Annotated in this window: 26 protein-coding genes; 11 read left to right on the forward strand and 15 right to left on the reverse strand. The window is 52.8% G+C overall.

Going from position 1 to position 22,005, the window contains the following annotated elements:
* Positions 1–119 precede the first annotated feature (119 nt).
* Positions 120–1,934: a hypothetical protein gene (locus tag NYR02_RS10590; RefSeq protein WP_260976340.1), complete on the reverse strand. Its 1,815-nt coding sequence runs from the start codon at positions 1,932–1,934 to the stop codon at positions 120–122.
* Positions 1,935–2,227: 293 nt separating this feature from the next.
* On the opposite strand from NYR02_RS10590, the gene NYR02_RS10595 reads away from it, so the two are divergent.
* On the forward strand, positions 2,228–2,809 hold the full coding sequence (locus tag NYR02_RS10595) for an OmpW/AlkL family protein (RefSeq protein WP_260976341.1): 582 nt from the start codon (positions 2,228–2,230) through the stop codon (positions 2,807–2,809).
* Between the two features lie 103 nt (positions 2,810–2,912).
* Here the strand turns inward: NYR02_RS10595 and NYR02_RS10600 are convergent, their stop codons facing one another.
* The 4 genes from NYR02_RS10600 to murI all read right to left on the reverse strand — a co-directional run bounded on the left by NYR02_RS10600 (position 2,913) and on the right by murI (position 6,596).
* Entirely contained in the window at positions 2,913–3,566 is a 654-nt protein-coding gene (locus tag NYR02_RS10600) for a chalcone isomerase family protein (protein ID WP_260976342.1), read from the reverse strand.
* 112 nt (positions 3,567–3,678) lie between these two features.
* Positions 3,679–5,076 (reverse strand): cardiolipin synthase, encoded by a 1,398-nt coding sequence (gene cls / locus NYR02_RS10605; protein ID WP_260976343.1) that lies wholly within the window; start codon positions 5,074–5,076, stop codon positions 3,679–3,681.
* 41 nt (positions 5,077–5,117) lie between these two features.
* Complete coding sequence (gene folE / locus NYR02_RS10610) at positions 5,118–5,669, reverse strand: GTP cyclohydrolase I FolE (RefSeq protein ID WP_260976344.1); 552 nt, start codon at positions 5,667–5,669, stop codon at positions 5,118–5,120.
* An 81-nt stretch (positions 5,670–5,750) separates the two neighbouring features.
* Positions 5,751–6,596 (reverse strand): glutamate racemase, encoded by an 846-nt coding sequence (gene murI, locus NYR02_RS10615; RefSeq protein WP_260976345.1) that lies wholly within the window; start codon positions 6,594–6,596, stop codon positions 5,751–5,753.
* A gap of 130 nt (positions 6,597–6,726) precedes the next feature.
* Here murI and NYR02_RS19450 point away from each other — a divergent pair, with 130 nt between their 5' ends.
* From NYR02_RS19450 to NYR02_RS10635, 3 genes are all read left to right on the forward strand, one after another.
* Positions 6,727–7,722 carry a GGDEF domain-containing protein gene (locus NYR02_RS19450; protein WP_338055948.1) on the forward strand — a complete coding sequence of 332 codons (996 nt, stop codon included), beginning with the start codon at positions 6,727–6,729 and terminating at the stop codon, positions 7,720–7,722.
* A gap of 63 nt (positions 7,723–7,785) precedes the next feature.
* Entirely contained in the window at positions 7,786–8,634 is an 849-nt protein-coding gene (ppk2, locus tag NYR02_RS10630) for a polyphosphate kinase 2 (protein WP_260976346.1), read from the forward strand.
* Positions 8,635–8,664: 30 nt separating this feature from the next.
* Positions 8,665–8,886 (forward strand): hypothetical protein, encoded by a 222-nt coding sequence (locus NYR02_RS10635; protein WP_260976347.1) that lies wholly within the window; start codon positions 8,665–8,667, stop codon positions 8,884–8,886.
* A 45-nt stretch (positions 8,887–8,931) separates the two neighbouring features.
* On the opposite strand, the gene NYR02_RS10640 is transcribed toward NYR02_RS10635, so the two are convergent.
* The 5 genes from NYR02_RS10640 to NYR02_RS10660 form a co-directional block, all read right to left on the reverse strand.
* On the reverse strand, positions 8,932–9,504 hold the full coding sequence (locus NYR02_RS10640) for a YceI family protein (RefSeq protein ID WP_260976348.1): 573 nt from the start codon (positions 9,502–9,504) through the stop codon (positions 8,932–8,934).
* A 45-nt stretch (positions 9,505–9,549) separates the two neighbouring features.
* Positions 9,550–10,032 carry a DUF2489 domain-containing protein gene (locus NYR02_RS10645; RefSeq protein WP_260976349.1) on the reverse strand — a complete coding sequence of 161 codons (483 nt, stop codon included), beginning with the start codon at positions 10,030–10,032 and terminating at the stop codon, positions 9,550–9,552.
* 97 nt (positions 10,033–10,129) lie between these two features.
* Entirely contained in the window at positions 10,130–10,366 is a 237-nt protein-coding gene (locus NYR02_RS10650) for a hypothetical protein (protein ID WP_260976350.1), read from the reverse strand.
* Between the two features lie 25 nt (positions 10,367–10,391).
* Positions 10,392–12,110 (reverse strand): SulP family inorganic anion transporter, encoded by a 1,719-nt coding sequence (locus tag NYR02_RS10655; RefSeq protein WP_260976351.1) that lies wholly within the window; start codon positions 12,108–12,110, stop codon positions 10,392–10,394.
* A complete protein-coding gene (locus tag NYR02_RS10660) occupies positions 12,097–12,453 on the reverse strand; it encodes an ArsR/SmtB family transcription factor (protein ID WP_260976352.1) in 357 nt (118 codons plus the stop codon). Before NYR02_RS10660 ends, NYR02_RS10655 begins: the two co-directional genes overlap by 14 nt.
* A gap of 101 nt (positions 12,454–12,554) precedes the next feature.
* Between NYR02_RS10660 and NYR02_RS10665 the strand changes: the two genes are divergently transcribed.
* On the forward strand, positions 12,555–13,442 hold the full coding sequence (locus NYR02_RS10665) for an MBL fold metallo-hydrolase (RefSeq protein ID WP_260976353.1): 888 nt from the start codon (positions 12,555–12,557) through the stop codon (positions 13,440–13,442).
* Positions 13,443–13,524: 82 nt separating this feature from the next.
* Entirely contained in the window at positions 13,525–13,962 is a 438-nt protein-coding gene (locus NYR02_RS10670) for a DUF695 domain-containing protein (protein ID WP_260976354.1), read from the forward strand.
* Here NYR02_RS10670 and ylqF read toward each other — a convergent pair.
* On the reverse strand, positions 13,925–14,836 hold the full coding sequence (ylqF, locus tag NYR02_RS10675) for a ribosome biogenesis GTPase YlqF (protein ID WP_260976355.1): 912 nt from the start codon (positions 14,834–14,836) through the stop codon (positions 13,925–13,927). The genes NYR02_RS10670 and ylqF overlap by 38 nt on opposite strands.
* Positions 14,837–14,956: 120 nt before the next feature.
* On the opposite strand from ylqF, the gene NYR02_RS10680 reads away from it, so the two are divergent.
* Positions 14,957–15,235, forward strand: coding sequence for a hypothetical protein (locus tag NYR02_RS10680; protein WP_260976356.1), 279 nt, complete (start codon positions 14,957–14,959; stop codon positions 15,233–15,235).
* Between the two features lie 238 nt (positions 15,236–15,473).
* On the opposite strand, the gene NYR02_RS10685 is transcribed toward NYR02_RS10680, so the two are convergent.
* Positions 15,474–16,088: a hypothetical protein gene (locus NYR02_RS10685; RefSeq protein ID WP_260976357.1), complete on the reverse strand. Its 615-nt coding sequence runs from the start codon at positions 16,086–16,088 to the stop codon at positions 15,474–15,476.
* Positions 16,089–16,211: 123 nt separating this feature from the next.
* Between NYR02_RS10685 and NYR02_RS10690 the strand changes: the two genes are divergently transcribed.
* The 3 genes from NYR02_RS10690 (at position 16,212) to NYR02_RS10700 (ending at position 18,827) form a co-directional block, all read left to right on the forward strand.
* Entirely contained in the window at positions 16,212–16,508 is a 297-nt protein-coding gene (locus NYR02_RS10690) for a BolA family protein (RefSeq protein ID WP_260976358.1), read from the forward strand.
* 161 nt (positions 16,509–16,669) lie between these two features.
* On the forward strand, positions 16,670–17,332 hold the full coding sequence (locus tag NYR02_RS10695; protein WP_260976359.1) for an START domain-containing protein: 663 nt from the start codon (positions 16,670–16,672) through the stop codon (positions 17,330–17,332).
* 130 nt (positions 17,333–17,462) lie between these two features.
* Complete coding sequence (locus NYR02_RS10700; RefSeq protein WP_260976360.1) at positions 17,463–18,827, forward strand: substrate-binding domain-containing protein; 1,365 nt, start codon at positions 17,463–17,465, stop codon at positions 18,825–18,827.
* A gap of 78 nt (positions 18,828–18,905) precedes the next feature.
* Here NYR02_RS10700 and NYR02_RS10705 read toward each other — a convergent pair whose 3' ends face one another.
* Positions 18,906–19,481, reverse strand: a complete 576-nt coding sequence (locus NYR02_RS10705; protein ID WP_260976361.1) for a YecA/YgfB family protein — start codon at positions 19,479–19,481, stop codon at positions 18,906–18,908.
* A 44-nt stretch (positions 19,482–19,525) separates the two neighbouring features.
* Here NYR02_RS10705 and NYR02_RS10710 point away from each other — a divergent pair, with 44 nt between their 5' ends.
* Positions 19,526–20,224, forward strand: coding sequence for a M48 family metallopeptidase (locus tag NYR02_RS10710; protein WP_260976362.1), 699 nt, complete (start codon positions 19,526–19,528; stop codon positions 20,222–20,224).
* 110 nt (positions 20,225–20,334) lie between these two features.
* Here NYR02_RS10710 and NYR02_RS10715 read toward each other — a convergent pair whose 3' ends face one another.
* Both NYR02_RS10715 and NYR02_RS10720 read right to left on the reverse strand, forming a co-directional pair.
* Positions 20,335–21,378: a polysaccharide deacetylase family protein gene (locus NYR02_RS10715; RefSeq protein ID WP_260976363.1), complete on the reverse strand. Its 1,044-nt coding sequence runs from the start codon at positions 21,376–21,378 to the stop codon at positions 20,335–20,337.
* The gene (locus NYR02_RS10720) at positions 21,375–21,995 is read right to left on the reverse strand and encodes a DNA-J related domain-containing protein (RefSeq protein ID WP_260976364.1); all 621 of its coding nucleotides are present in this window, start codon (positions 21,993–21,995) and stop codon (positions 21,375–21,377) included. The genes NYR02_RS10715 and NYR02_RS10720 overlap by 4 nt, the downstream gene beginning before the upstream one ends.
* Positions 21,996–22,005 lie beyond the last annotated feature (10 nt).

Consider the following 22,005-nt stretch of genomic DNA (forward strand, 5'->3'; position numbering starts at 1 on the left):
GCACCTGTCTCTTAAATACAAAACGCCCGATGAGGTTCATCGGGCGTTTGCGAAATAAGTGTCAACGTATTTCAGGACTAGACATTGTTATTGAGGGTTGCGGTGAAACAGGGCATTGCTTACAGGCGCGCCATATCCAGACTGAACTCCAGCCGGAGTGTATCGGGCTCAGTCAGCAGCCGTTCCAGCTTACCGTCAAAACGCAGTGAAATAATATGATCACATAAATCGTAAAATTCACTGTCGGGCTGGCTTAGCCGGCCGTTCTTCGCGTCGTTTAACGTTTCATTGATCGCGGGATTCAGCGGAGAGTCGAGATGGAAATCAATGGTCGTCATTACCATGTTATTTACCAGGCGCAGTTGCAGGTCGAGCTGGGAGCACTGGCTCAGCAGCGGTTCCTTCAGAATGAGGTAGTCAAGCAGGAATCGGATCAGAAGGGGGTTTTCTTCAATAATCAATGAAAAAGGTAATTGCGGATTCACCTTGATGTTCTGCAGAGCCGGCGTTTGGTTGAGCCATTCTTCAATGCAGTGGGTCAGGTTGATGCTGGTGCGTTCATCATGGGTGGTGATGCGCAGATACTGCAGAAAAACCTGGATGCCCGGCATCATATCCGGTTGGCGTATGTGTTCGGCCAGGTGTTCCAGTTGATTGAGCAGCAGGTGGTTGATTTTTTTCTGTTGTTGCTGGCGTTCATTGGTATTCAGCTGATCCAGTTCGTATTCCAGTTTCTGTACGGTGGCCTTGGTGCGCAGTTGTTCGTTGTACAGTTCTTCAGTGCGCTGGGTCACTTTATTTTCCAGTGATATGGTCAGTTCCTGAGCGTGGCGGCGGGCAATCTGCTCTTTGGTGCGGTCAACAACGCAGATTAAAATTTGCTGGGGGCGGTTTTCATCGTAGCGGATAATCTGCAGCGTGATGTCGAAATAACATTCTTCCTTGCGGAAGTTGTACAGGCAAAACTCATCGTGAATACGGGCTATACGTCCCTGCAGCAGTTTATTAATACGTTCTCTTTGCTCTACTCCGTGAGGGCCGCTGATCATATCCATCAGGCGGTCCATCGGGTGTTTCATGCTTTCCAGCTCCAGCTCAGTGCTGGCTAATTGGTTGGCGAAGTGATTGTTGCATTCAAACGTATCGTCATCCGGCAGATAACGACAAAAACCAATGGCCGCGTTGTTAATTGCCATGCTGAGTTGTTCTTTGGTGCTTTCCAGCTGCATACGTGAGCGTTCGCGCTCGTCAACATCCTGTTGCAGGGTTTCGCGCATACGGTTAATGGCGTCGGCGACCATGCTCAGTTCATCACGCTGATGTTGAGCATCGTTCAGTACCAATGGGTGATCCAGTTTGCTCAGGTTGAACTGGCTGGCCCATTCGGCCATTTTGCTGAGACGTCGGGTAATTACCTGGTGGACAATAAACAGGACGAATATGGAGACGGAAAAGGTCTTGACGAACTGTGTCAGCAGGATGTTGACGGTTTTGTGTTTGAGCTCGTCGTAAAGGCCGGTGTAATTAATGTTCAGGTGCAGGTTGCCAAGATGGTAGGGCTGACCAGCACTCTGGTAGTCGAGAGCGAACGAGTAGCTCTGATCGGATTGGCTGTACACATCCCCGGCGCTGTGCAGCACGTTGCCGCGGTTTTCGATGTAGACATACATCACGCCCGGAAAGTTAAGAATGCCGTTCAGTTGTGACTCAATCTGGCGCGCATCAAAGTTCCACAGGCTGTAACTGATGCTTTGCTGATAGCTGGTCTGGATCTGGCGCAGGTTTTTGTCGTAGCTGCTCATGCCGCGTTGATAATCGGACATCAGGATGTAGAGAAAGGCAGCCAGCGTGGTCACAAAGCTGAATGCCAGCAGGTACGATAACAGCCGTCGGCCAATGGATGCGTAGTTTTTGTAGCTGGCTGGGGTATTCACATCAGTGCTTCACAGTCAGTTGTCGGATTTGGGTATACACCGGGTTATTGCCGCTCTGTATGGGTTCATATTAGACCGGTGTGATTCATTCTGGCGGGCTTATGCCGATAAGACAATGAAATACTCATGCCAGAAGTGGAATGGACAACGGCTAATATCGTCGTAAGTTGACCTGTCACAACTTATATCCGGGTATAAACACGGGCATTTTTATTTCTTGATTTGCATCAAACTGCACCCGGTATTAACCGTTAATCTGAGTCCATCTTTTGAGCATAGATGAGGAACACAGAATGAAACTGTTGAAAACTTTGTTAGCAAGCGCAGTCGCGGTTTCGGCAATGCCAGCACTGGCTTATGAAGCCGGCGATATTATTGTTAAGGCGGGTATCGTTAATGTGAATCCGAAGGAAGACAGTGGTGTTGATGGGCTGACTGTTAAAGATGACACTCAACTGGGTCTGACTCTGACCTATATGGTGGCTCCTCAGATTGGTGTTGAAGTGCTGGCGGCTACTCCGTTTAAGCATGGTATTGAATTGAATGGCAACCGTGTTGCAACAACCAAGCATCTGCCACCAACAGTATCTGCTCAGTATTATCTGATGGATCCAGCATCCAAGCTGCAGCCTTATGTGGGTCTGGGTGTGAACCATACGTTCTTCTTCGAAGAGGATGGCGCGGTTAATCATCTGGGTAAAAGCTGGGGTCTGTCGTACTCTGCAGGTCTGAATTATGATCTGGGCGATAATTTGTTAGCGAACGTCGCTGTGTGGAAAATGGATATTGACAGTGAGGCTGATACCGCACTGGGTGAACTTGATGTTGAAATCGATCCGCTGGTATTTATGGTCGGCGCTGGTATGAAGTTCTGATCAACGAACTGGTGTAAAAAAAGCCACGCATGCGTGGCTTTTTTTGTATCGGTTGGGCTAAAAGCAAGCAGGGTGGCGTGCAATAACACAGCCTGGGCCGTAATCATTCTGCCGCAATGTGCTCATGTTGGTCGTCTTTGTTCAGGCCCAGAATTTCATTTTTAAAGCGATGAGACACCGGATACTCGCCGATCCATATTTTCAATAATGCGTCATACAGATCTTTGCCGGGCAAAATACCTTTAACTTCGTCGTTAATGACCACGCGTGAACCTACACCGGGCACGTAATCAACATAGCCGGCATCACCGCGTACCAGCTTTCCGTCAAACATTTTGACCAGCTTATCCAGCCGTTCATCCATTTCCGCTGCTTCGTCGGTTGAAATGTTCAGTTGCAGCGCATCGTACATGGCTGTTGCGATACGGCGTCCGCTCACGCGGTTGACCAGAATGTGGTAAACGATGCGTTTGTAGCTTTCCTGTTCGATGAGTTGGTCGGGATTTGCAGAGGGCTGTTCAACATACAGCAGGCCAACGTAGGTATCGACCAGATAATACAGGGTGCGGACAGAGGCACCGTTTAATTGCAGTTCCGGGTGATCGGTGGATTGCGGCAGGATTTCCGGAAATTCAAATCCTTCGATGGTGCGGGCGTGGCTGGTGGCGCCAAGGGCGAGCATGCTGGTAAGCAGAATGGGTTGCAGAACCGATGTGAACGGGTGTTTGAGTGCTTTACGGAATAACAGATTAACCATGGCGATCCCTCTGGTTTCTTATTGTTATTCGTTCACTCTATGCCCCTGAGCTGGTATCGGCAATGACTGTCATAATTAATTCATCAAATTATGCTCAGGCTTTGCTGCGGGCTTAAAGCAAAGGTGCCAGCAGGCGGGTTGTCTTGGCCAGCAATACAGGCCACCAGTGCTGGCTGATGGTAGTCGGTTCTGAATGGTTGAAATCGGTCAGCAGCATGGCTTCAACGTCAGCGGCAAAATGGCGGCTTTGAATCAGAGCGCCGATTTCAAAATTAATCCGCAGTGAGCGATTATCGAGATTGGCGCTGCCAATGCTCGACCATTCATCATCAATCAGCAGAACCTTCTGGTGCAAAAATCCTTTTTTGTACGTGTAAAAGCGCACATTGCAGTGGCTCAGTAAATCGATGTAGCCACGCATGGCTTGTTGTACCAGCCAGCTGTCACTTTTTTCCGGCACCAGAATGCGGATATCAATACCGCGCAGGCCAGCCAGCTGAAGAGCGCTGACCAGATTCTGATCGGGAACAAAATACGGGCTGACCAACCAGCAGCGTTTTTTGGCACTGTGAATCAGATGCGTAAAATACAGACTGGCGCTTTCGGTTTCATCGGCAGGCCCGGAGGCGATGCACATCACATTACTGTCACCCTGGGCGGGGCATCCGAGCCATTCGATGCTCGGCAGGTATTGGGTTGCCCAGTGCCAGTCTTCGGTAAATGACAATTGAAAACTGAGTGTCGCCGGGCCGTGAATTTCGACATGAGTATCGCGCCAGACACTGTTGTCCTGTGGATTGCCAAGATACTCATTGCCAACGTTGTAGCCGCCGACGTAGGTGTACTCGCCATCGCAAATCACCAGTTTACGGTGATTACGGAAATTGAGCTGGGTACGGTTACGCAGTTGCAGAGGATTAAAACGCGATACCCGAACGCCGGCGTCGCGCAGCGGTTTCAGAAAGCGACGGCCTAAACCACGACTGCCGATTTCATCGTACAGCAGGTAGGTGGCAACGCCGGCGCGGGCGCGTTCACAGAGTAAATCGGCCAGCTTCTGGCCGGTGTCGTCGTCACGCAAAATATAGAATTGCACACAAACATAGCGTTGCGCAGCCGCGATACGCTGGAACATCGTGGTATAGGTGCTTTCACCATCGGTCAGCAGGCGGCATTGATTGCCACCAATCTGCGGCAAGCGAAAGAGAGGGTAGAGAGGCTGGGTCAGCGTACCGGGATCAAGCGCAAAAGGTTCCAGTCCGTTCTGTACCTGGTCGGCAATAAAACTGAGGCTGTGGTCGCCGTGACGTCGGGCGCGCAGGTAGCCATGAAAGCGCCTGCTGCCGAAGAAAGCATAGAGTGGCAGGGTAATGACGGGCATCAGCAACAGGCCGAGAACCCAGGCAATGGTGCCTTGCGCGGTGCGCCCCTGCCAAAGTGCATCAACCGCTGCCAGTATGCCGAAGGTATACAGCAGCAGCGGCCATATCCACCACGCTTGCTCTGGCATGACGCCCCCTTAACCGATAATTGTCCGAGTAAACGGGATTATCAGAGGCCAATCAAGCGCATAAATTCGTCGCGTGTGGCGGCGTTAGAACGGAAATCACCTTTCATGACCGATGTGCGCATCATGGAATTTTGTTTCTGCACGCCGCGCATCATCATGCACATGTGCTGTGCTTCAACGATAACACCGACACCACGGCAGCCAGTGACTTCCTGGACGGCTTCAGCAATCTGCTTCGTCATGTTTTCCTGAATCTGCAGACGGCGGCCGAACATGTCAACGATGCGGGCAAATTTGGACAGACCCAGTACTTTGCCATCCGGCAGATAGCCAATGTGACAACGGCCGATAAAGGGCAGCACGTGATGCTCGCACAGGGAGTAAAACTCGATGCCCTGAACCACGACCATTTCATCGTTATCACTGGTGAAAACCGCATTGTTGACCACTTCATGCAGGTCGGTGGTGTAGCCGCTGGTCAGAAATTGCATCGCTTTGGCTGCGCGCTTTGGTGTATCCAGCAGACCTTCACGTTCAACGTTTTCGCCCAGTTCCGACAGTACCTGTTGGTACAGGGATTCTAGATTTGACATGTCTATACCGTTGTTAATTTAAATACCCGAGTATTTTACTCAATTTTTTAAAACTTATACAAACAGGTTTTTGTATAAGTTTTACTTTTCTGGCAAAACCGCACAGCGGCTCAGCGATCCCAGCGCGCTGAGATAGCGGATGGCACCGGCAGGTTGCTTGTGGTTATCCGTCCAGAAGCACTGCAAATCGCCGTCGGCCACGGCGGTTGCCGTGCCTTCCCGAGCTGGTGCTGCCACTTGTGGCAGCAGATCCGCGACCCGGCGGGCGATGGCGTTACCGGAATCAACCCATTCAATGGCTGGCCATAGCTGCTGCAACTGCGATTTCAGTAACGGAAAGTGGGTGCAGCCAAGGACGACATGGCTTAATGGCTCCGGATGTTGCAGCCAATCATCCAGATGATCAAACAGAGATTCCGCCGGACGCTGTTTACTGATCCAGTCCTCAGCCCATTGCACCAGTTCTTTGCTGCCAAAGCGACGCACGCTGCAATGCCCGGCAAAATCGCGGATCAGGTTATCGGTGTAAGTACGGTTAATGGTCGCCGGGGTGGCCAGCAGACCAATATGGCAGCCGGTTGTGGAGTTGCTCTGCGCCGCCTGGTTTGTTGCAAGGGTTGCGGCCACTTTAATGGCCGGGACAACGCCTACGACCGGTATATCCAGTTGTTCACGCAGTTGCGGCAGGGTCAGCGTGCTGGCCGTATTGCAGGCGATGATCAACAGATCCGGCTGTAACTGCTGTACCGCCCGGGTGCACACCTGAAGTACCCGGGGGATGAGTTCATCATCCGATTTCAGACCATAAGGGAATGCTTCGTTATCCATCAGATAATACAGCGACAGATGCGGTAACAATTGCCGCACTTCACTGAGAATACTGAGTCCTCCGACGCCGGAGTCGAAGATCAAAACCGATGGATTCATGGCGGTACTGGTTATGGAAAGCGCGGCAGTTTAGCAAATGTTTCTGTTTTTATCTTCCGCCGGCATGCCGGGAACGCGAAATGGCAGGGAGCATCTATACTGCTCTGGACGGATAAGGAGCTGTAACAGAGTGGACTTACAGGAATTACTGGATAACGCCCGGCGCAATGAAGCGCTGTTGCGCCGCCTGCAGGCATTTGAGCTGCAGTTGCTGTCCTGCCAGACCTGGTTTGATTTTCTGACCCTTTTGCTTGATGGCTTACCCGCTCAGTTTGATCTGGACGCCGCCACCCTCAAAGTTTGCGACCCTGACGGCGAATTAAAAGCCGCGATGCTGCAATCCCTCGATCTGGAACAGGGCGTATTACTCAATCAGCTCGAGTTTCAGAGTCGAGTTCCCATTATTGATGCCGCCCCGATTGCGCCACCTCCGCCCTGGCAAAGTGGTCTGGCTTTGCCGTTAATGCGCAACGAGGTGTATCTGGGGCAATTGCGTTTGTATTCAATGAATCCAACGCGTTTTCAGGGCGGTATGGCCACCGATTTTATGCAGCATCTGGCGGCGGTTATTGCCGCCTGTCTGATGATGGTCAAGCAATCGGAAGAGCAGGCGCGACTGGCACTGACTGATCCTTTGACCGGAGCCGAAAACCGTCGCGGTTTTGAACGTGCCTATCAGCGCGAATGGTCGCGCGGGCAGCGACAGTATCATGTGTTTGCCATGGTTCTGCTCGACCTTGACCATTTTAAACGGGTGAATGATGTGCATGGTCATGGCACCGGTGACCGGGTATTAAAAACGTTATGCCGCACCCTGAAAAGCGTGATGCGTCCAACCGATCATATCGGCCGTCTTGGTGGCGAAGAATTTGCGCTGCTGCTGCCCGGTTGTCAGCCGGATCAGCTGCGTGCCGTGGTTGAACGGGTACAGCAGGCAATCCACGCAATGAATGTGCATAACGACCTGCAGCAGCCGGTACCGATGACGGCCTCCGGCAGCTTTGTCTCCATTACACCGCGCCCCCATCAGAACCTTGAATTGGGGCAGGTCATTGATCATCTCGACAGCTACCTGTATCAGGCCAAGCGCAATGGCCGCGATTCTTTTATCAGTGCCGAACAGTGACAAGCATCAAAAGCCGCCACTCAGATTCGGCTAGAGTCTTATTTTGCTTCTATTGGAGGTGTCATGTCTGATTCCGCTTCTCACTCATTTCCTTTGATCATTCCGGCGGATAAAAAAGCTGAACAGGCCGAGCCGGGGAAAACCCTGCATTTGCCCTACGGTGAGCGGATGACCCGCGAACGCTATGAACAGGAAAAACAGAGTCTGCAGATTGAGCTGTTAAAAATGCAGAGCTGGGTCAAAGAAACCGGTCAGAAAATTGTTCTGCTGTTTGAGGGACGTGATGCCGCAGGTAAAGGCGGAACCATTAAACGCTTTATGGAACATCTGAATCCGCGTGGCGCTCACGTTGTGGCACTGGAAAAGCCCAGTGATAGCGAACGCACCCAATGGTATTTTCAGCGTTATGTTCAGCACTTACCGGCGGCGGGCGAAATCGTGATGTTTGACCGCTCCTGGTACAACCGGGCTGGTGTGGAGCGGGTGATGGGATTTTGCAGCAACAGCGAATATCTGGAGTTTATGCGCGAAGTGCCGGAGCTGGAACGGATGCTGGTACGTTCCGGCATCCGTGTGGTGAAATTCTGGTTTTCTGTCAGCCGTCAGGAGCAGTTACAACGCTTTCAGAGCCGTCAGGTAGACCCGTTAAAACAGTGGAAATTAAGCCCGATTGATCTGGCATCGCTGGATAAATGGGATGACTACACCGAAGCCAAAGAGGCGATGTTTTATTACACCAATCATCTGGATGCGCCCTGGACGGTGGTGCGCTCGGATGACAAAAAGCGCGCGCGTCTGAATGCGATGCGCCATGTTTTGAATCAGCTGGATTACACCAATAAATCCACATCTTTAGATCTGACGCCTGACCCACTGATCATTCAGCCTGCTACTCAGTCTATGGACTGCTAGGGCCTAACCTTTAATGAACCGAGACTCTATATGCAGGACAGACCGCACCGTAAACACGCACAAAAGATCGTGCAGAATTTCCGCAGTGATCTCGATAAGGGGCTGGCGGATGCTATTGGCGATTACCACTTTGGCAGTCTGGAGGTATTGATTGAATCGGCACTGAATACCGTGGTGATGACGGCCATGAATGATACCGTTAACGATATCGAACAGCTGCTGAAACAGGCAAAGCAGCGTGCCAAAGGTTGATGCCACCGCAGATTCGCGGCGGCAGGGTTATAACGGCTCTGCGGATTATTGCGCAGGGCTGAAGGTCAGGCTGAAGCTGACCGGCACCACCTCGGCGATACGTTCCAGTTTGGCTATATCGCGCAATTTCTGAATGCCGGCGGTCAGGGCAAAACTGTCCGCATGCACCAATACTGGTTGCAGGCTGGTGATGACCACGCTTTTATCCTGTGCCGGAACAATCAGCACGGGCACCGTTACTTCTTCCTCGTTACCATGCAGCATCAGCGTGCCTTTCAGATCCAGCGTCTGGCTGGCACCGTTGCGCGCTTTATTCATTGCTTCGACAGGAATTACGGCGTTAAAGGTCGCATGACTGAAGCGGTTGGTTTCGAACAGAAATTCCTGCATGCGGCTATCGCGTACCGGAATGCCGGAATCAATGCTGGTCAGATCGATGTTCAGTTCGGCCATGCCCTGATCGCTGACTTTGCCGCTGATGCTGCGGAAGTGATGTATTTCGGTCAGGTGAGTATTTTTGGTGGTCAGAAAAGTCAGTGCAGAAGAAGGTTGCAGTGTCCATTCGGCCTGGCTGAACGCGCTGAACAGCAGGGCAGGAATAAGCAGTAGGTGGCGCATGGTGTGCTCCTTGTCTTTATTGGCGGGCTGGTGAGTTTTATGCAATCACTGGATCAGCGTGACGGCAGGGAAAGAATAACTGACCAGCCAACGCAGTTCGCGTTCAATGACCGGTTGGTTTTCTTTTTCCAGAGCCCAGCGTTGTTGATCCAGTTTGAACTGTTCTTTGCGGGGCAGCTGTTTGTAGGCATCCAGAATAGGCATCGATGCTGTTGACTGGTAATGGCTGCGTACGGCGCGCAGTTCATCCTGCTCCCATACCGTCGGGTCCAGGGCCGACAGCAGGTACTGAATGCGCAGCACGCCTTCGGTAATTTCGCATTGCTCGTCGAGTACGGAGCGGGCGATAAAGCGGATATCCTGCAACAGTTCCAGTTGGCGGTTACGCAATTGCAGGGCGGCCTGAGCTTCTTCCTCCTGCTGGCGCTGTTTTACTGCGTTGACCTTGCGGGTCAGATGCCAGGCATAGCCAGCCAGCAGGGCGATAATCAACAGACCCAGAATCATCAGGCTGTAAGTCAGAATCATAAACAGGCTCCGTCACATAGCAGGGCAGGCATCATAGCCTGTGAGCAAAGAGAAATTAACCTGCAGTTATTAGGGGTTTAACCCCTGAGACTGGGGATCAGCGGCAAAGACGGCAGGCGCCGCTGCGGGTTGTACCTTCGCGGTAGCGAACCCGTAAGCGCGCACCGTCGCGTTGCGGCTGGACTTCGTAACGGCGTCCGTCCGTTCGTTCATCAACCGGTTCACCCGCGTTTTCAGCAGGGTTAGGGGGCGCTACATCGTCCGTGGGGCTGGTATTGGCATTCTGGCAGGGTGCGGCATTCTGACAGGGTTGCTCTGAGGTTGGTTGTTTCATACTCATTATCCTTCCGCCCATGATTTCAGCAGTCTGCCAGGGTGCGCAATGCCTCACTGGCGGTAAAAAATACCTGGCCCGGGGCAAGTTCTTCCAGCAGATTGGTTTTACCCAGCTGATCCATGACCGGACCTTTAACTTCAGCCAGATGCAGCTGAATGTGCTGCTTGCGCAGTTCTCTGAGTAAGTGTTGCAGGGTTTCAAACCCACTGAAATCGATATGGTTGATGGCGCTGCCGACCAGAACCACATGGCGGATGTGCCCGCCACTTTGCAGGCGCTGGCGAATAACATCCTCCAGATACTGACCGTTGGCAAAATACAGATTTTCATCAATACGGATCATCAGTACCTGCGTGCTGGTGGTCACCTGATGGCGTTTGACATTGCGGAAATGGTCACTGTCTCCGACCCGGCCAATTTCGGCAATATGAGGCTCGCTGGAGCGGCGCAGGTACAGCACCAGCGACAGCACCATGCCGAGTAAAATGCCATCGACCGCACCCGCTGCCAGCACGGCGGTAAAGGTGGTTAGCCATACCAGCCCGTCGCTCTTCTGAAAATGCCAGGCGCGCCGGGCGTCGCTGAAGCTGATTAGGGGCAGCACCGCGCTGACAATAATGACTGCCAGAACCGCGTAAGGAAGGTCCATAAACAGCCGGCTGGCAAACAGGCAAACCAGCGCAACCAATACGACCGTAATGATACTGGCCAGTTGCGTGCGGGCGCCTGCTGCGCGGTTCACCACACTGCGGCCAAAGCCACCGGCCACCGGGAAAGCCTGATTGATGGCAGCGGCTAAATTGGCGATGCCTAAGGCCAGCAGCTCCTGATTGGTGCGTAAGCGCGGCGGCGTGGATGGTTCCGCGTTGGCGGCTGAGGTGCTATCCGGCAGTGGCGCGAGCGCTTCCGCCACCGAAAGACTCGACAGATAGCCAATCAGGGCGATAACCGCCGCCGCCGGCAGCAGCGTTTGCCATTGATCAATGGTCAGTGCAGGCAGAGCCAGTACTGGCAGGCCCGCGGGTAATTCACCAATAGTGGCAATGGTCGGTGTCACGGCCTGAACGACGGCAATGCCCATTGCAACCGCAGCCAGTGGCCCGGCTTTATTCAGCAGACTGCTGAGCCAGAGTGGCAGGCGGCAGGTGATTTTCGGAATCAGCCATTGCCAGCTGTACAGCAGCAGCAGCGCCGCCAGCGCAATGGCTACCGCTTCCGGTTGCCATTGCGGATAGTCGTTGCTGAGATGCGTTGCGGTTTGCCACAGTGAGCTGCCACCGGGTAGCGGAATGCCGGTAATGTATTTTAACTGGCTGACGACAATCAGAATGGCGGTTGCGCTGGTAAAGGCAGAAATCACCGAATGGCTGATAAATGTGGTCCAGCGTCCCAGATCAATCAGATAAAACAATAACAGCCACAAGCCGGTTAGCAGTGCCAGCGCACTGGCCATGCTCAGGTATTCAGCGCTGCCGGGCGTTGCAACGTTGTGCAGTGCCTCAAAGGTCATCAGGGCAATAACCGCCACCGGGCCTACGGCCAGAATGGGGCTGCTGCCCAGCAGCGCGTACGCCAGCACCGGCAACAGGGCGGCGTACAGCCCGGCTTGTGGAGGCATCCCGGCCAGCAGCGCGTAGGCCATGGCTTGTGGGGTAATCAGCGCTGCAACGACCAGTCCGGCCGTAATGTCGGACATCAGCCAGCGGCGCTGATAACCCGACAGAGTGTTAGTCAGGCGCATGCAACGTGGTCTCCTGAGAGGCGGCAGGTGGTGTTGTCTTGGGTGTGGTATCGCAATACAGGCCATTCAGTACATTAATAATCCGCTCGGCTTTATCGTCACTGAGCTGATAATAGACATTTTGGGCGCTGCGGCGGGTATGTACCAGATGTTCGCTGCGCAGCCAGGCCAGATGCTGGGATAGCGCCGACTGGCTCAGAGGCAGACGACTGGTCAGTTCACTGACTGAAATTTCACCATGACGCAGGCAGCACAGAATGGTCAGGCGGTGCTCGTTGGCCAAAGTCTTAAGCAGGCGGACGGCATCCTGACGATGATGGTCGAGGGCATCGTGATTGATCATGGTTTGTCTTCCGGGCTACGCTTTTTAAAGTGTATATCAAATATTGCTAAATAAGAATATGCTAATATAATCACGCTAAATTCATATCGCCGGAGGTAACAATGACCCGCCAGCCAAATGATGATGCAACCATCCGCATCGACAGTTTTTTCCACGCAGATACGTCCACCTTTACTTATCTGTTAACGGATAAAGCCACGGGTCAGGCCGCCATTATCGACCCGGTGCTCGACTTCGATCAGAAGTCCGGGCGTACCAGTACTCCGTTTATTGACGATATTCTGGCTCAGGTCGCACAGCAGTCGCTGACGCTGAAATATGTGCTGGAAACCCACGCACATGCCGATCATCTGACCGCCGCTGATTACATTCGCCAGCACAGTAACGCGCAGATTGTGATTGGCGCTGACATTCGTCAGGTGCAGGGTACCTTTAAGAAAATTTTCAATGAAGATGAGCGCTTTGTCGCCGATGGTCGTCAGTTTGACCAGCTAGTCAGCGACGGCGACCGTCTGCCGTTGGGTGACAGCAATATTGATGTATTGGCCACACCCGGCCATACGCCAGCCTGTGTCAGCTATCGGGTCAATCAGCAGGATGTGTTTGTTGGCGATACGTTGTTTATGCCTGATGTGGGCACTGCCCGCTGTGATTTTCCCGGTGGTGATGCGGCGACGCTCTATCAGTCGGTACAGCGTTTGTTGTCGCTGCCGGATACGACGGTGCTGCATTTATGTCATGACTATCCGCCGTCTGAGCGGCCGGTTTGTTCGGCTGTTACGGTAGCGGAGCAGCGGGCTGACAATATCCATGTAAAAGCCGGTATCAGTGAGACGGATTTCATTCAGATGCGCACGGAACGTGATACTGGCCTAGATATGCCGCGGCTTATTTTGCCGTCATTGCAGGTGAATATCCGAGCCGGAGCATTCCCTCAGGCCGAAGAGAATGGTGTGGCGTATCTCAAATTGCCATTAAACCTGCTTTGAGTGGGGGCTGACGGCAATGACTTTTTGGCATTTGCACCGATTTCTATTAGTCTGAATGCAACCAAACAAAAAGGAATAAGCCATGCTGGCGAACAACCGTTGGGTCCGGGCTGGCGGTAGTCTGAACGACAAGCCCATCAGCATTCAGTACCGTGAAGACTGGGAGCTTGCCCGCGAGTCGGAATCTTACCCGCTGTGCGTGCAGATTGCCTGGAACGCCGGCAGTGTTGATGACAGTACCGGCTTTCCCAGCTTAGGCGAGCAGGGCAAAATTCTGACCTTTGGTGAGCACCTGCAAAATAAACTTGAGCCCGGTGAAAATGCTCTGGTGGCGATGGTGATTACCCATGCCGGAGTGTGTCAGTGGATTATTTACTGCAAAGACATGGAGCTGTTGAAAGAAGGCCTTGACCGTATTCCCACCGCCGAGGGTTTATACCCGATCGAAGTGGTGGCGGACGAAGACCCTCAGTGGCAGACCTTTACGCAGGTTTATCAGGCGATTCTTCAAGAAGTCTGAGCGCTTCCAGACGGCGCTCTTCAATTTCAGCCAGTTCCTGTTCGACAATGGCCGGGTTCTCCAACGTAATCCGGCCAATCTTTCCCGCCCGCAACTCATGCAGGCACAACTCCGCGGCTTTGTGCAAATCGGCAATGCCGCCGGGTCTCAGACAACCGCGTTTGGCAGCAATGGTGCTCAGGGCTTCAGAGGCTGTGGCCGGTAATTCCTTAAAGCGAAAACGTGCCGACAGCTCAGTACTGTACTGGTCGAGCAGATAACCCAGTGCATAGGTCGCCACATCGGTGTATTCCATGGCGGTATCTTTGACGGCACCACTGGCGGCCAGACGGTAGCCGCTGTGTTCGTTCTCAAATTTTGGCCAGAGAATTCCCGGCGTATCGGACAGAATGATGCCGTTTTTCAGATCAATCATCTGATTGGATTTGGTCACCGCCGGCTCATTACCGGTTTTGGCGATGTAGCGCCCGGCCAGTGCGTTGATCAGGGTGGACTTACCGACGTTGGGAATGCCCATGATCATCACCCGTATCGAGAGTTTTTTCTCCAGTCGGGAGCTACCCAGTTTTTTGCACAAAGCAATCAGCTTTTTAACCTGATTGCGGTCTTCCGCAACCAACGGAATGGCCTGGGTATTGTGCTGTTTGCCAAAGTAATCGACCCACTGCTGAGTGACCTTAGGGTCGGCCAGATCGGCCTTGTTCAGTACCTTGATGCAGGTTTTATCGCCGCGCAGCTCGTCAACCATCGGGTTGGTGCTGGAATAGGGCAGGCGGGCGTCAAGAACCTCGACCACGATGTCGATGTCCGGCATCGCTTCGCTGATTTTCTTGCGGGCTTTGTTCATGTGCCCTGGGAACCATTGAATTGCCATAGTGACGCTTTCCAATTGACGAGTGATTAAAAGGGCGGCACATTGTAAAGCAAGGCCAGTGGAGAGCAACCGCTCACTTGAACGCAGTGGCCTGAAGACCGATAGATACTGCGTTAACCGGTGAAAATCTCCGACACTGGACTGTCACAATTGAGGGGTAAGTTAATCTCAATCGGCAAGGTGAAATTGATTGGATTGGAGACAACTATGGATGTCTTACAAGAAAATTTTGCCCGGAGCGCCAAAAAGCAGGGGCGTCAGGCCTCGGCAACGGTGTCCGGTCGGCGACGGGCAGGCTTTCTGCTCGGCAATAAATTTGTCTTCTCAGATCAGGCTGAGATTGTCTGGGTTGAAGCGGGGCCGGGGGAGTTCAGAGAACTGCGCCTGTGGCGCAAATAGCGGATCTGGGTTGACGGTATTTATCCCGCGCTGAGCGTTTTCGTTAACACGGTGCTGCATCGGCGATTGAATCTGGAGTGAGCGCGCCAGGGGCTTTGTGCACTTCTGCGCTCTGGCTTTTCAAGTTTCAGCCTGTGATCTGCTACTGCTACACCAGGGTTGCGAAGGCGGGCTGCTGAAAACAAGCCAGCAGAAACGAGAGCTGCGTTACAGCGCTTGTTTCTGCCTGCATTATGAATCAGCTGCCGAACATCGACATTGGCTGATTCTCTTCTGTTTCTTTCGTTTCTTCCTGCGCTACTGTATCTGTTTCAGGGTTGGTGTCCGCTGATGCCATTGCAGTATTGTCTGCCTGGGCTGTCAGTGTCTGGTTGTCAGACGGCTCGTCTGCTTGAGAGGCGTCATCGTCAGAGTCATCGTTATCGGGGTTGTTAGCCTGCGGACGATTATCGGACTCCTGCATTTTGGCCTTCTTACGTTCGATTTTGGTGATCTGACGGTCATGGTTGGCCCAGACACCGGTTTTAACTTCAACACTGCGAATGCCGTTTTCTTCGGCAATTTCATCGGCGATTGAGCGGGCAGCTTCATCGGCATCACGGGCCAGCAGTTTACGCTCACCGCTGTCCAGGCGGGCAAACAGATCAATCAGAGCGTTGGACAACACTTCCTGAGCGATTTCATCACGATTCTTGCGGAAGCGACGGGCAATAACGTTAAGCATGGCCAGATCGTTGGCGTCCAGGCGCATGGTGAAAGCGGCCAGAGTCTGCTCGCGCTCACGTTTTGCTTTCTCTTCTTCGTAGTAACGATCAACAAGAGATTGGGTGCTGGTGGTATCGATATCCTGCATGATTGGCTTCCGTCTGGTGGTTCAAATTCAGTCCGGTACTGTATATGTTTACATAGGTTTTGTGCAACTGTCCGCGGTTGTTTTATAGTAGCCATTGTTGTCATCTTTTCTAATAGGCCGAACATGAACATCGCTGAATCTATTGCCTCCAAACTCGCTGTTTTAAGCCCTTCGCATCTGGATATTGTTAACGAAAGCCATATGCATGCCGGGCCAGCCACTGACTCACACTTCAAGCTGGTGGTCGTCAGTGATGCGTTTAATGGCAAACGCCCGGTGGCCCGTCATCAGCAGGTATACCAGTTGCTGGCTGAAGAGCTTTCAGGGCCGGTGCATGCCTTGGCTTTGCATCTTTATTCACCACAGGAATGGCTGGAAGCGACCGTGCCGCCGTCCCCTCAGTGTCAGGGCGGTCATTGACCGGAGCCGGCAGCGGGGCATCATAGGTCCTGTACTTCCGGGCTGATTTTCGCGCTGGTTCTGCCAATTATGACGGCGCTATTTTGGCTGATGTGCACCTACAGTGATCATAAAAGTGCAGGCATGCTCCGGCCTGTAATCAAGCATAGCGAGATCTATTTATGTGGTTGGCTGCTCGTCTGCTGGTCGTGGTGTCTTTGTTGTTGAGCCAGGTCTGTATAGCGGACTGGGAATTGGCAAAAGAGGATAAGAGTCATCAGATTCGTGTGTACACCCGTGCTGCAGAACATTCTGATATGCGCGAGTTTCGTGGCGAGCTGCGTGTGCAGACATCGCTGTCTGCGCTGGTGGCTCTGATTGAAGATAATAAAGCCGGCCCGCAGTGGATACATAATTGCCGTGCACTGGAAGTCATCGAACAGGTCTCTGCGCAGCAACGTTTATTTTATATGGTGACAGAGGCTCCCTGGCCGGTGAAAGACCGTGACAGTGTCATTGACAGTGTTCTTACTCAGGATTCGGCCCTTGGCACAGTGCATATTGATATGCAGGTCCGCAACGATGTGTTCCCGGCCAATGATGAGTTTATCCGTATAACCGATATGCAGGGCTTCTGGGAATTTCAGCCACAGGATGATGGTTGGGTCATGGTGATTTATCAGGTTCATGCAGACCCGGCAGGGGGAATTCCAGCCTGGCTGGCCAACAGCATGGTGGTAGAAGCGCCTTATTACACACTGAAAAATATGCGCAAAATGGTTACTCAGGAACCGTATGTCAGCGCGCATCTGTCTCATATTCGGGACGTTAGCCAAAAACCTTAAGCCGTACGCGGCGCTGCAGGTTTTTATTCTGAGGTTGCCACTCATCGTTCTGGCCTCCTGACATTTGTCATTGCATTGTCACAAAAGCGTCATACAATCGCGCCCAAATTTAAACTCAGAAGTAAGTCTTATGAATTTCTGGCGCAATGTTTTCTTTTCCGCTTTAACTCTTATCTCTGCTGCGACGGCTTACGCCGAGCCTTCAGCACCTTTTGAGGGGCTGCCGGTTGATGGCGAAATTAATCTTTTTTCTGTTCAGGGATCGAACACCATTGGCGCCGAACTGGCCCCCAATCTGGTGAAAGCCTGGCTGCAGGAAAAAGGTGCAGAAAACATTGCCGTGCAAAATACCGATGTTGAGAACGAGGTTCAGGTCAGTGGCTTTTACGCGCCCACCCGTACCCGGTTGACGGTAAACATTGCAGCCCACGGATCCGGTACTGGTTTTAAAGGCCTGGCTTCAGGGCGTGCCGATATCGCCGCCGCATCCCGCCCGGTTAAAGATAAAGAATTTAATTTACTGCAGCCGCTGGCCAATATGCGCAGCCCGGGCAGCGAACACATCATCGGAATTGATGGTCTGGCCATTATTGTGCATCCGGATAATCCGGTCAGTGATCTGAGCGTGGAAGAAATTGCCGAGATATTCTCCGGTGGTTACAGCGACTGGTCTGAAGTGGGTGGCAAGCCAGGCCCGATTCATGTGTATGCCCGTGATGATAAGTCCGGTACCTGGGATAGTTTCAGTGGCATGGTATTAGGCGAGCGTACGTTAATTGCCGATGCCGAGCGCTTTGAATCCAATGCGGAGTTATCGGACCGTGTGTCCGCTGACAGTGCCGGAATTGGTTTTGTCGGCTTGTCGTCGGTGCGATCTGCGCGGTTGTTGTCGGTATCTGATGGCAGTGCCAAGTCGTTGCTGCCGAACAAACTGACCGTCGCGACCGAAGATTACGCACTGTCCCGTCGTTTGTTTATGTACACCGATGATGAACCGGCGAATGCTTACGTTAAAGAATTTATTGATTTTTCACTGCAGGATGCCGGGCAACAAATCGTTGCTGATACAGGCTTTATTTCGCAGGAATTAAAAGCGGTGATGCCGGAATTCTACGATGAATTACCAGAAGATTTTCGTCAGCTGACTTCCGATGCCAAGCGTTTAACCATTAATTTCCGTTTTCAGGAAGGCAGCGCCAAGCTGGATAACAAAGCCCTGAAAGATCTGGAGCGTCTGGCTGATTTCCTGCACGCCAACGGTTCCGCTGAAGTGGTACTGATTGGTTTTGGCGATAAAAAGAAAACCGAAAAACGTTCGCAGTTATTATCCAAATTACGCGCCATGGCTGTGCGTCGAGAGCTGGTGCGTTACGGCATTTATCCGAAAAACTCGGTCGGCTATGGTGAAAACCTGCCGGTTGCTTCTGTTAATGGGATGGAAGGACGTAATAAAAACCGCCGGGTGGAAGTGTGGGTACGTAACGTCGGCGCATAACGTATTCTGATTCTTTTACCACATAAAAAAGCCCGGAAATATCCGGGCTTTTTTATGTGTGTCACGTTGGATGATGTGTCAGTCTTCGGCGTGCAACAACAGGTACAGCTCAACGACGGCTGCAGGAATATTACTGCACATCTGATTCGACAGGTCGATGTCATCGTCGATGTCTTCCATCTCCGGCTCGTCCATAAACAGGCCTGAGGCATACATAATCGGGAACAGGTGCTGGGCAACGGTTTCTTCTTCACGCGCATACCATTGTTCTTCCTGCAGCAGGACTCCGGTCATAAACCCCATGGCCCAGCTTTCCAGTGGTGGCTCTTCTTCATCGTCGACCAGCGTCAGGTCGGCAGGAACCGGGAAGTCCTGGCCGGAATCCAGCCATGCCTGAATTTCTTTGCCCAGTTTAAGCAGCAGGGCATTGACCTGCTCTTTCTCGGCTTTGCTGAAGCCAAGTTGTTCGTCGAAGGCGCAATCCCAGACTTGCTGAACATTGAATTCAACCGGACCGGCGATCAGTGCCGTCATCAGACCGTGAACGGCGAAGAAATCGAAACTGTCCTGGCGGTCGGCTTCGTCTTCGAGCAATACGCCCAGGGTTTCCAGTTCGTCTTCATTAAGGGATGGGATACTATTGAGGTCGGACATACGCTACTCCTGAATTTGGCGCTAATCCTAACAGGCTTGAGACCGTGCGGAAATCTTACAAACAACAATTCTGGCTGACAGTGGGCGGTGAGCAGGTCGCTGTTCATTTGTCAGCGATGCGGCGTAAGAGTATGCGCATGCTGATTAATGCCGATGGCGACGTTGATCTGCGTATTCCGCTGGGGTACCCGAAGGCCGATGTGCTGGCTTTTGTTAATGCCAACCACGATTGGTTGCTGAAACGCCGCAGTGAAGTGCTGGCACGACAGCAGGTAGCGCAGGAAAGCGTCCTGATCCGTGGCCGTGAGTTACCCTTTAAGCTCAGTGCACTGGACGAGTTTATGGTGGCCGAACAGGCGGTCTGGGTGCCGGAAAGCTGGCAGCCTGCACAGATTGAGCAGGCATTGGATGCCTGGCTCAGAGCTGAGGCGCGCCACGAATATCCGCAGATGATTGAGCGCTGGTGGCCGTTTTTCAGCCAGTTTGATGTACGCCGTCCGCAATTGCGTATTAAAAAGATGCGCACCCGTTGGGGCAGTCTGTCGCAGCGCGGCTACATCAACCTGAATCTGGCTTTGATGCAGTTACCGCCTGAGTTGCTGGAATTGGTGGTGGTGCATGAACTGTGTCATCTGCGCCACTTTGATCATGGTGCGGGGTTTAAAGCGTTGATGACTCAGTGTCTGCCGGACTGGAAGCAGCGCGAGCAACAGTTAAATCAGCTGTCGCGCCGTTTGCTCTGAGGTCTGCTTGTCAGCGTGATTTTACTGCGCTGTTAATCCACCGCTGTGAATACCAATAGTACCAACCACAATGATGGCAGACGGATGCTGGCGGCCGTTGTTTTCCGGTTTCAGCGTGATTTTACTGCACTGTTAATCCACAGTTGTGAATACCAATAGTACCAACCTCGGTGACGGATACTGGGCGCCGTACAGTTATAACGGCTGCGGCCGCCGCGAATGGGGTTTTCTGCACGGGTGATCAGATTCACGACGCCGTTGTCGGACTCGGTCTGCGTACTGATCGCCCCCTCACCACTGGCAAAACACTGGATCTGGCGCGGGCGCAGGTCAACTTCCGGGAAATGAATGGCCAGAGTCGGCGGATTGTCTTCGGCCAGTACCGGTTCAACCAGTTGTGTTGGCGGCACCGGCAGGGCGAGAGTGTAGAGTTTGGTTTTCAGGGTTTTGACGTTGGCATAAATACCCGAGGCCGGAAAGCGCGGCAGCGCCTGCGGATGAGACATCGGGCCGACCGGCCCGGATTGCTGACCAAAAGCCAGATAACCGTTTGCTGCCAGCCAATCGATGATCTCCAGATCGAATTCACCATAAGGATAGGCCAGCAGTTTATGACTGGTGCCCAGCTCTTTCTGCAGACGAGCTTCCGGTTCTGCCACTTCCTGGGTCAGCCAGGCATCGAGAGTCATGCCATCGGGGCGTGCAATGAGGTAAGGGTGATCGGCACTGTGGTTGGCAATCAGGGCGCCGTTGTCCTGCAGTTCTTTCAGTTGTTTCCAGTCCATCACCACGCCGTGTTGTTCATCCACCGCATTGGTATTCACGAAAACGGTAAAAGGCCACTGGCGCTGTTTCAGCAATGGATAGGCGTTGTCATACACCGAGCGATAGGCGTCATCGAAGGTAATGGCGACGGATTTCTCCGGCAATGATTCACCTGCACGGATTTTGGCCAGCGCCTGGCCGAGATCAATCACATGCATATTCTCCTGCTCCAGCAACTGCAGATGGCTGGCAAAGCCTTCTGGGCTGATGCTGGTGGAGGCAGGAGTATCCGTGGATACATGATGGTATTGCAGAATGACCAGTTGAGCGTGGGCGGAGAAACTGAGCAACACACTGAGCAGAACGAACGGAAGAGAAAGCTTAATCATGAATACCGGTGCTTGAGTCGTTGAAAGGCGGCCTGAATATCGCGGAAACGGTTTACATCACCGCCACGGTCCGGATGGTGTTGCATGGCCAGACGGCGATATTGTAATCGAATATCCGCCCCTGTCACTGGCTTACTGAGTTCCAGTTCTGCAATATCCTGATCTTCCTGTTCCGGCTGCAGCATCGTTTGCCAGAAACTGCGCAGCAGCTCATCCACTTCATCCTGGCCGGTATTCAGCTGACTGAGATCGAGATAATACTCAGCCAGTGGCTGGTGTTCCGCCAGCGTGCTGCTCTGAGAGGTCTGCGGCCAGGGCTGGCGGCAAATTCTGAGGGCGCTGATATCGAGTAAGGCACTCTGCTCTGTGGCCCACTGTCGTTGCAGGCGGTAGAGGCAGTGCATCAGAATAAAATGGCTGCGGAACATGGTCAGCGAATCACGCAAAGCATCCGCGCGGAATACGCCTTGTTCAGGTGCCTGCAGCCAGCACAGCAGGTCATATTCGCTGCAGGTCTGACCATCGGCCAGACGCAGGCTCAGTAACTCGAGCAGGGGTGCGAAGTCGTCAGTGGCGGTATCGTTGGCCGCCAGTGGAGAAAGGGCATCTGAATTCATGTCTTTATGC

The sequence above is a fragment of the Thalassolituus pacificus genome (genome assembly GCF_025318105.1).
GTDB lineage: Bacteria > Pseudomonadota > Gammaproteobacteria > Pseudomonadales > Oceanobacteraceae > Venatoribacter > Venatoribacter pacificus.

Coding starts and splice junctions, on each gene's coding strand:
- NYR02_RS10595 (WP_260976341.1), top strand. CDS start 2,228: ATGAAACTGTTGAAAACTTTGTTAGCAAGCGCAGTCGCGGTTTCGGCA.
- NYR02_RS10695 (WP_260976359.1), top strand. CDS start 16,670: ATGTGGTTGGCTGCTCGTCTGCTGGTCGTGGTGTCTTTGTTGTTGAGC.
- NYR02_RS10650 (WP_260976350.1), bottom strand. CDS start 10,366: ATGAAACAACCAACCTCAGAGCAACCCTGTCAGAATGCCGCACCCTGC.
- NYR02_RS10690 (WP_260976358.1), top strand. CDS start 16,212: ATGAACATCGCTGAATCTATTGCCTCCAAACTCGCTGTTTTAAGCCCT.
- NYR02_RS10655 (WP_260976351.1), bottom strand. CDS start 12,110: ATGCGCCTGACTAACACTCTGTCGGGTTATCAGCGCCGCTGGCTGATG.
- NYR02_RS10705 (WP_260976361.1), bottom strand. CDS start 19,481: ATGTCCGACCTCAATAGTATCCCATCCCTTAATGAAGACGAACTGGAA.
- murI (WP_260976345.1), bottom strand. CDS start 6,596: ATGAATCCATCGGTTTTGATCTTCGACTCCGGCGTCGGAGGACTCAGT.
- folE (WP_260976344.1), bottom strand. CDS start 5,669: ATGTCAAATCTAGAATCCCTGTACCAACAGGTACTGTCGGAACTGGGC.
- NYR02_RS10640 (WP_260976348.1), bottom strand. CDS start 9,504: ATGCGCCACCTACTGCTTATTCCTGCCCTGCTGTTCAGCGCGTTCAGC.
- NYR02_RS10715 (WP_260976363.1), bottom strand. CDS start 21,378: ATGATTAAGCTTTCTCTTCCGTTCGTTCTGCTCAGTGTGTTGCTCAGT.
- ylqF (WP_260976355.1), bottom strand. CDS start 14,836: ATGGCAATTCAATGGTTCCCAGGGCACATGAACAAAGCCCGCAAGAAA.
- NYR02_RS10635 (WP_260976347.1), top strand. CDS start 8,665: ATGCAGGACAGACCGCACCGTAAACACGCACAAAAGATCGTGCAGAAT.
- NYR02_RS10600 (WP_260976342.1), bottom strand. CDS start 3,566: ATGGTTAATCTGTTATTCCGTAAAGCACTCAAACACCCGTTCACATCG.
- NYR02_RS10670 (WP_260976354.1), top strand. CDS start 13,525: ATGCTGGCGAACAACCGTTGGGTCCGGGCTGGCGGTAGTCTGAACGAC.
- NYR02_RS10720 (WP_260976364.1), bottom strand. CDS start 21,995: ATGAATTCAGATGCCCTTTCTCCACTGGCGGCCAACGATACCGCCACT.
- NYR02_RS10665 (WP_260976353.1), top strand. CDS start 12,555: ATGACCCGCCAGCCAAATGATGATGCAACCATCCGCATCGACAGTTTT.
- ppk2 (WP_260976346.1), top strand. CDS start 7,786: ATGTCTGATTCCGCTTCTCACTCATTTCCTTTGATCATTCCGGCGGAT.
- NYR02_RS10660 (WP_260976352.1), bottom strand. CDS start 12,453: ATGATCAATCACGATGCCCTCGACCATCATCGTCAGGATGCCGTCCGC.
- NYR02_RS10700 (WP_260976360.1), top strand. CDS start 17,463: ATGAATTTCTGGCGCAATGTTTTCTTTTCCGCTTTAACTCTTATCTCT.
- cls (WP_260976343.1), bottom strand. CDS start 5,076: ATGCCAGAGCAAGCGTGGTGGATATGGCCGCTGCTGCTGTATACCTTC.
- NYR02_RS10645 (WP_260976349.1), bottom strand. CDS start 10,032: ATGATTCTGACTTACAGCCTGATGATTCTGGGTCTGTTGATTATCGCC.
- NYR02_RS10685 (WP_260976357.1), bottom strand. CDS start 16,088: ATGCAGGATATCGATACCACCAGCACCCAATCTCTTGTTGATCGTTAC.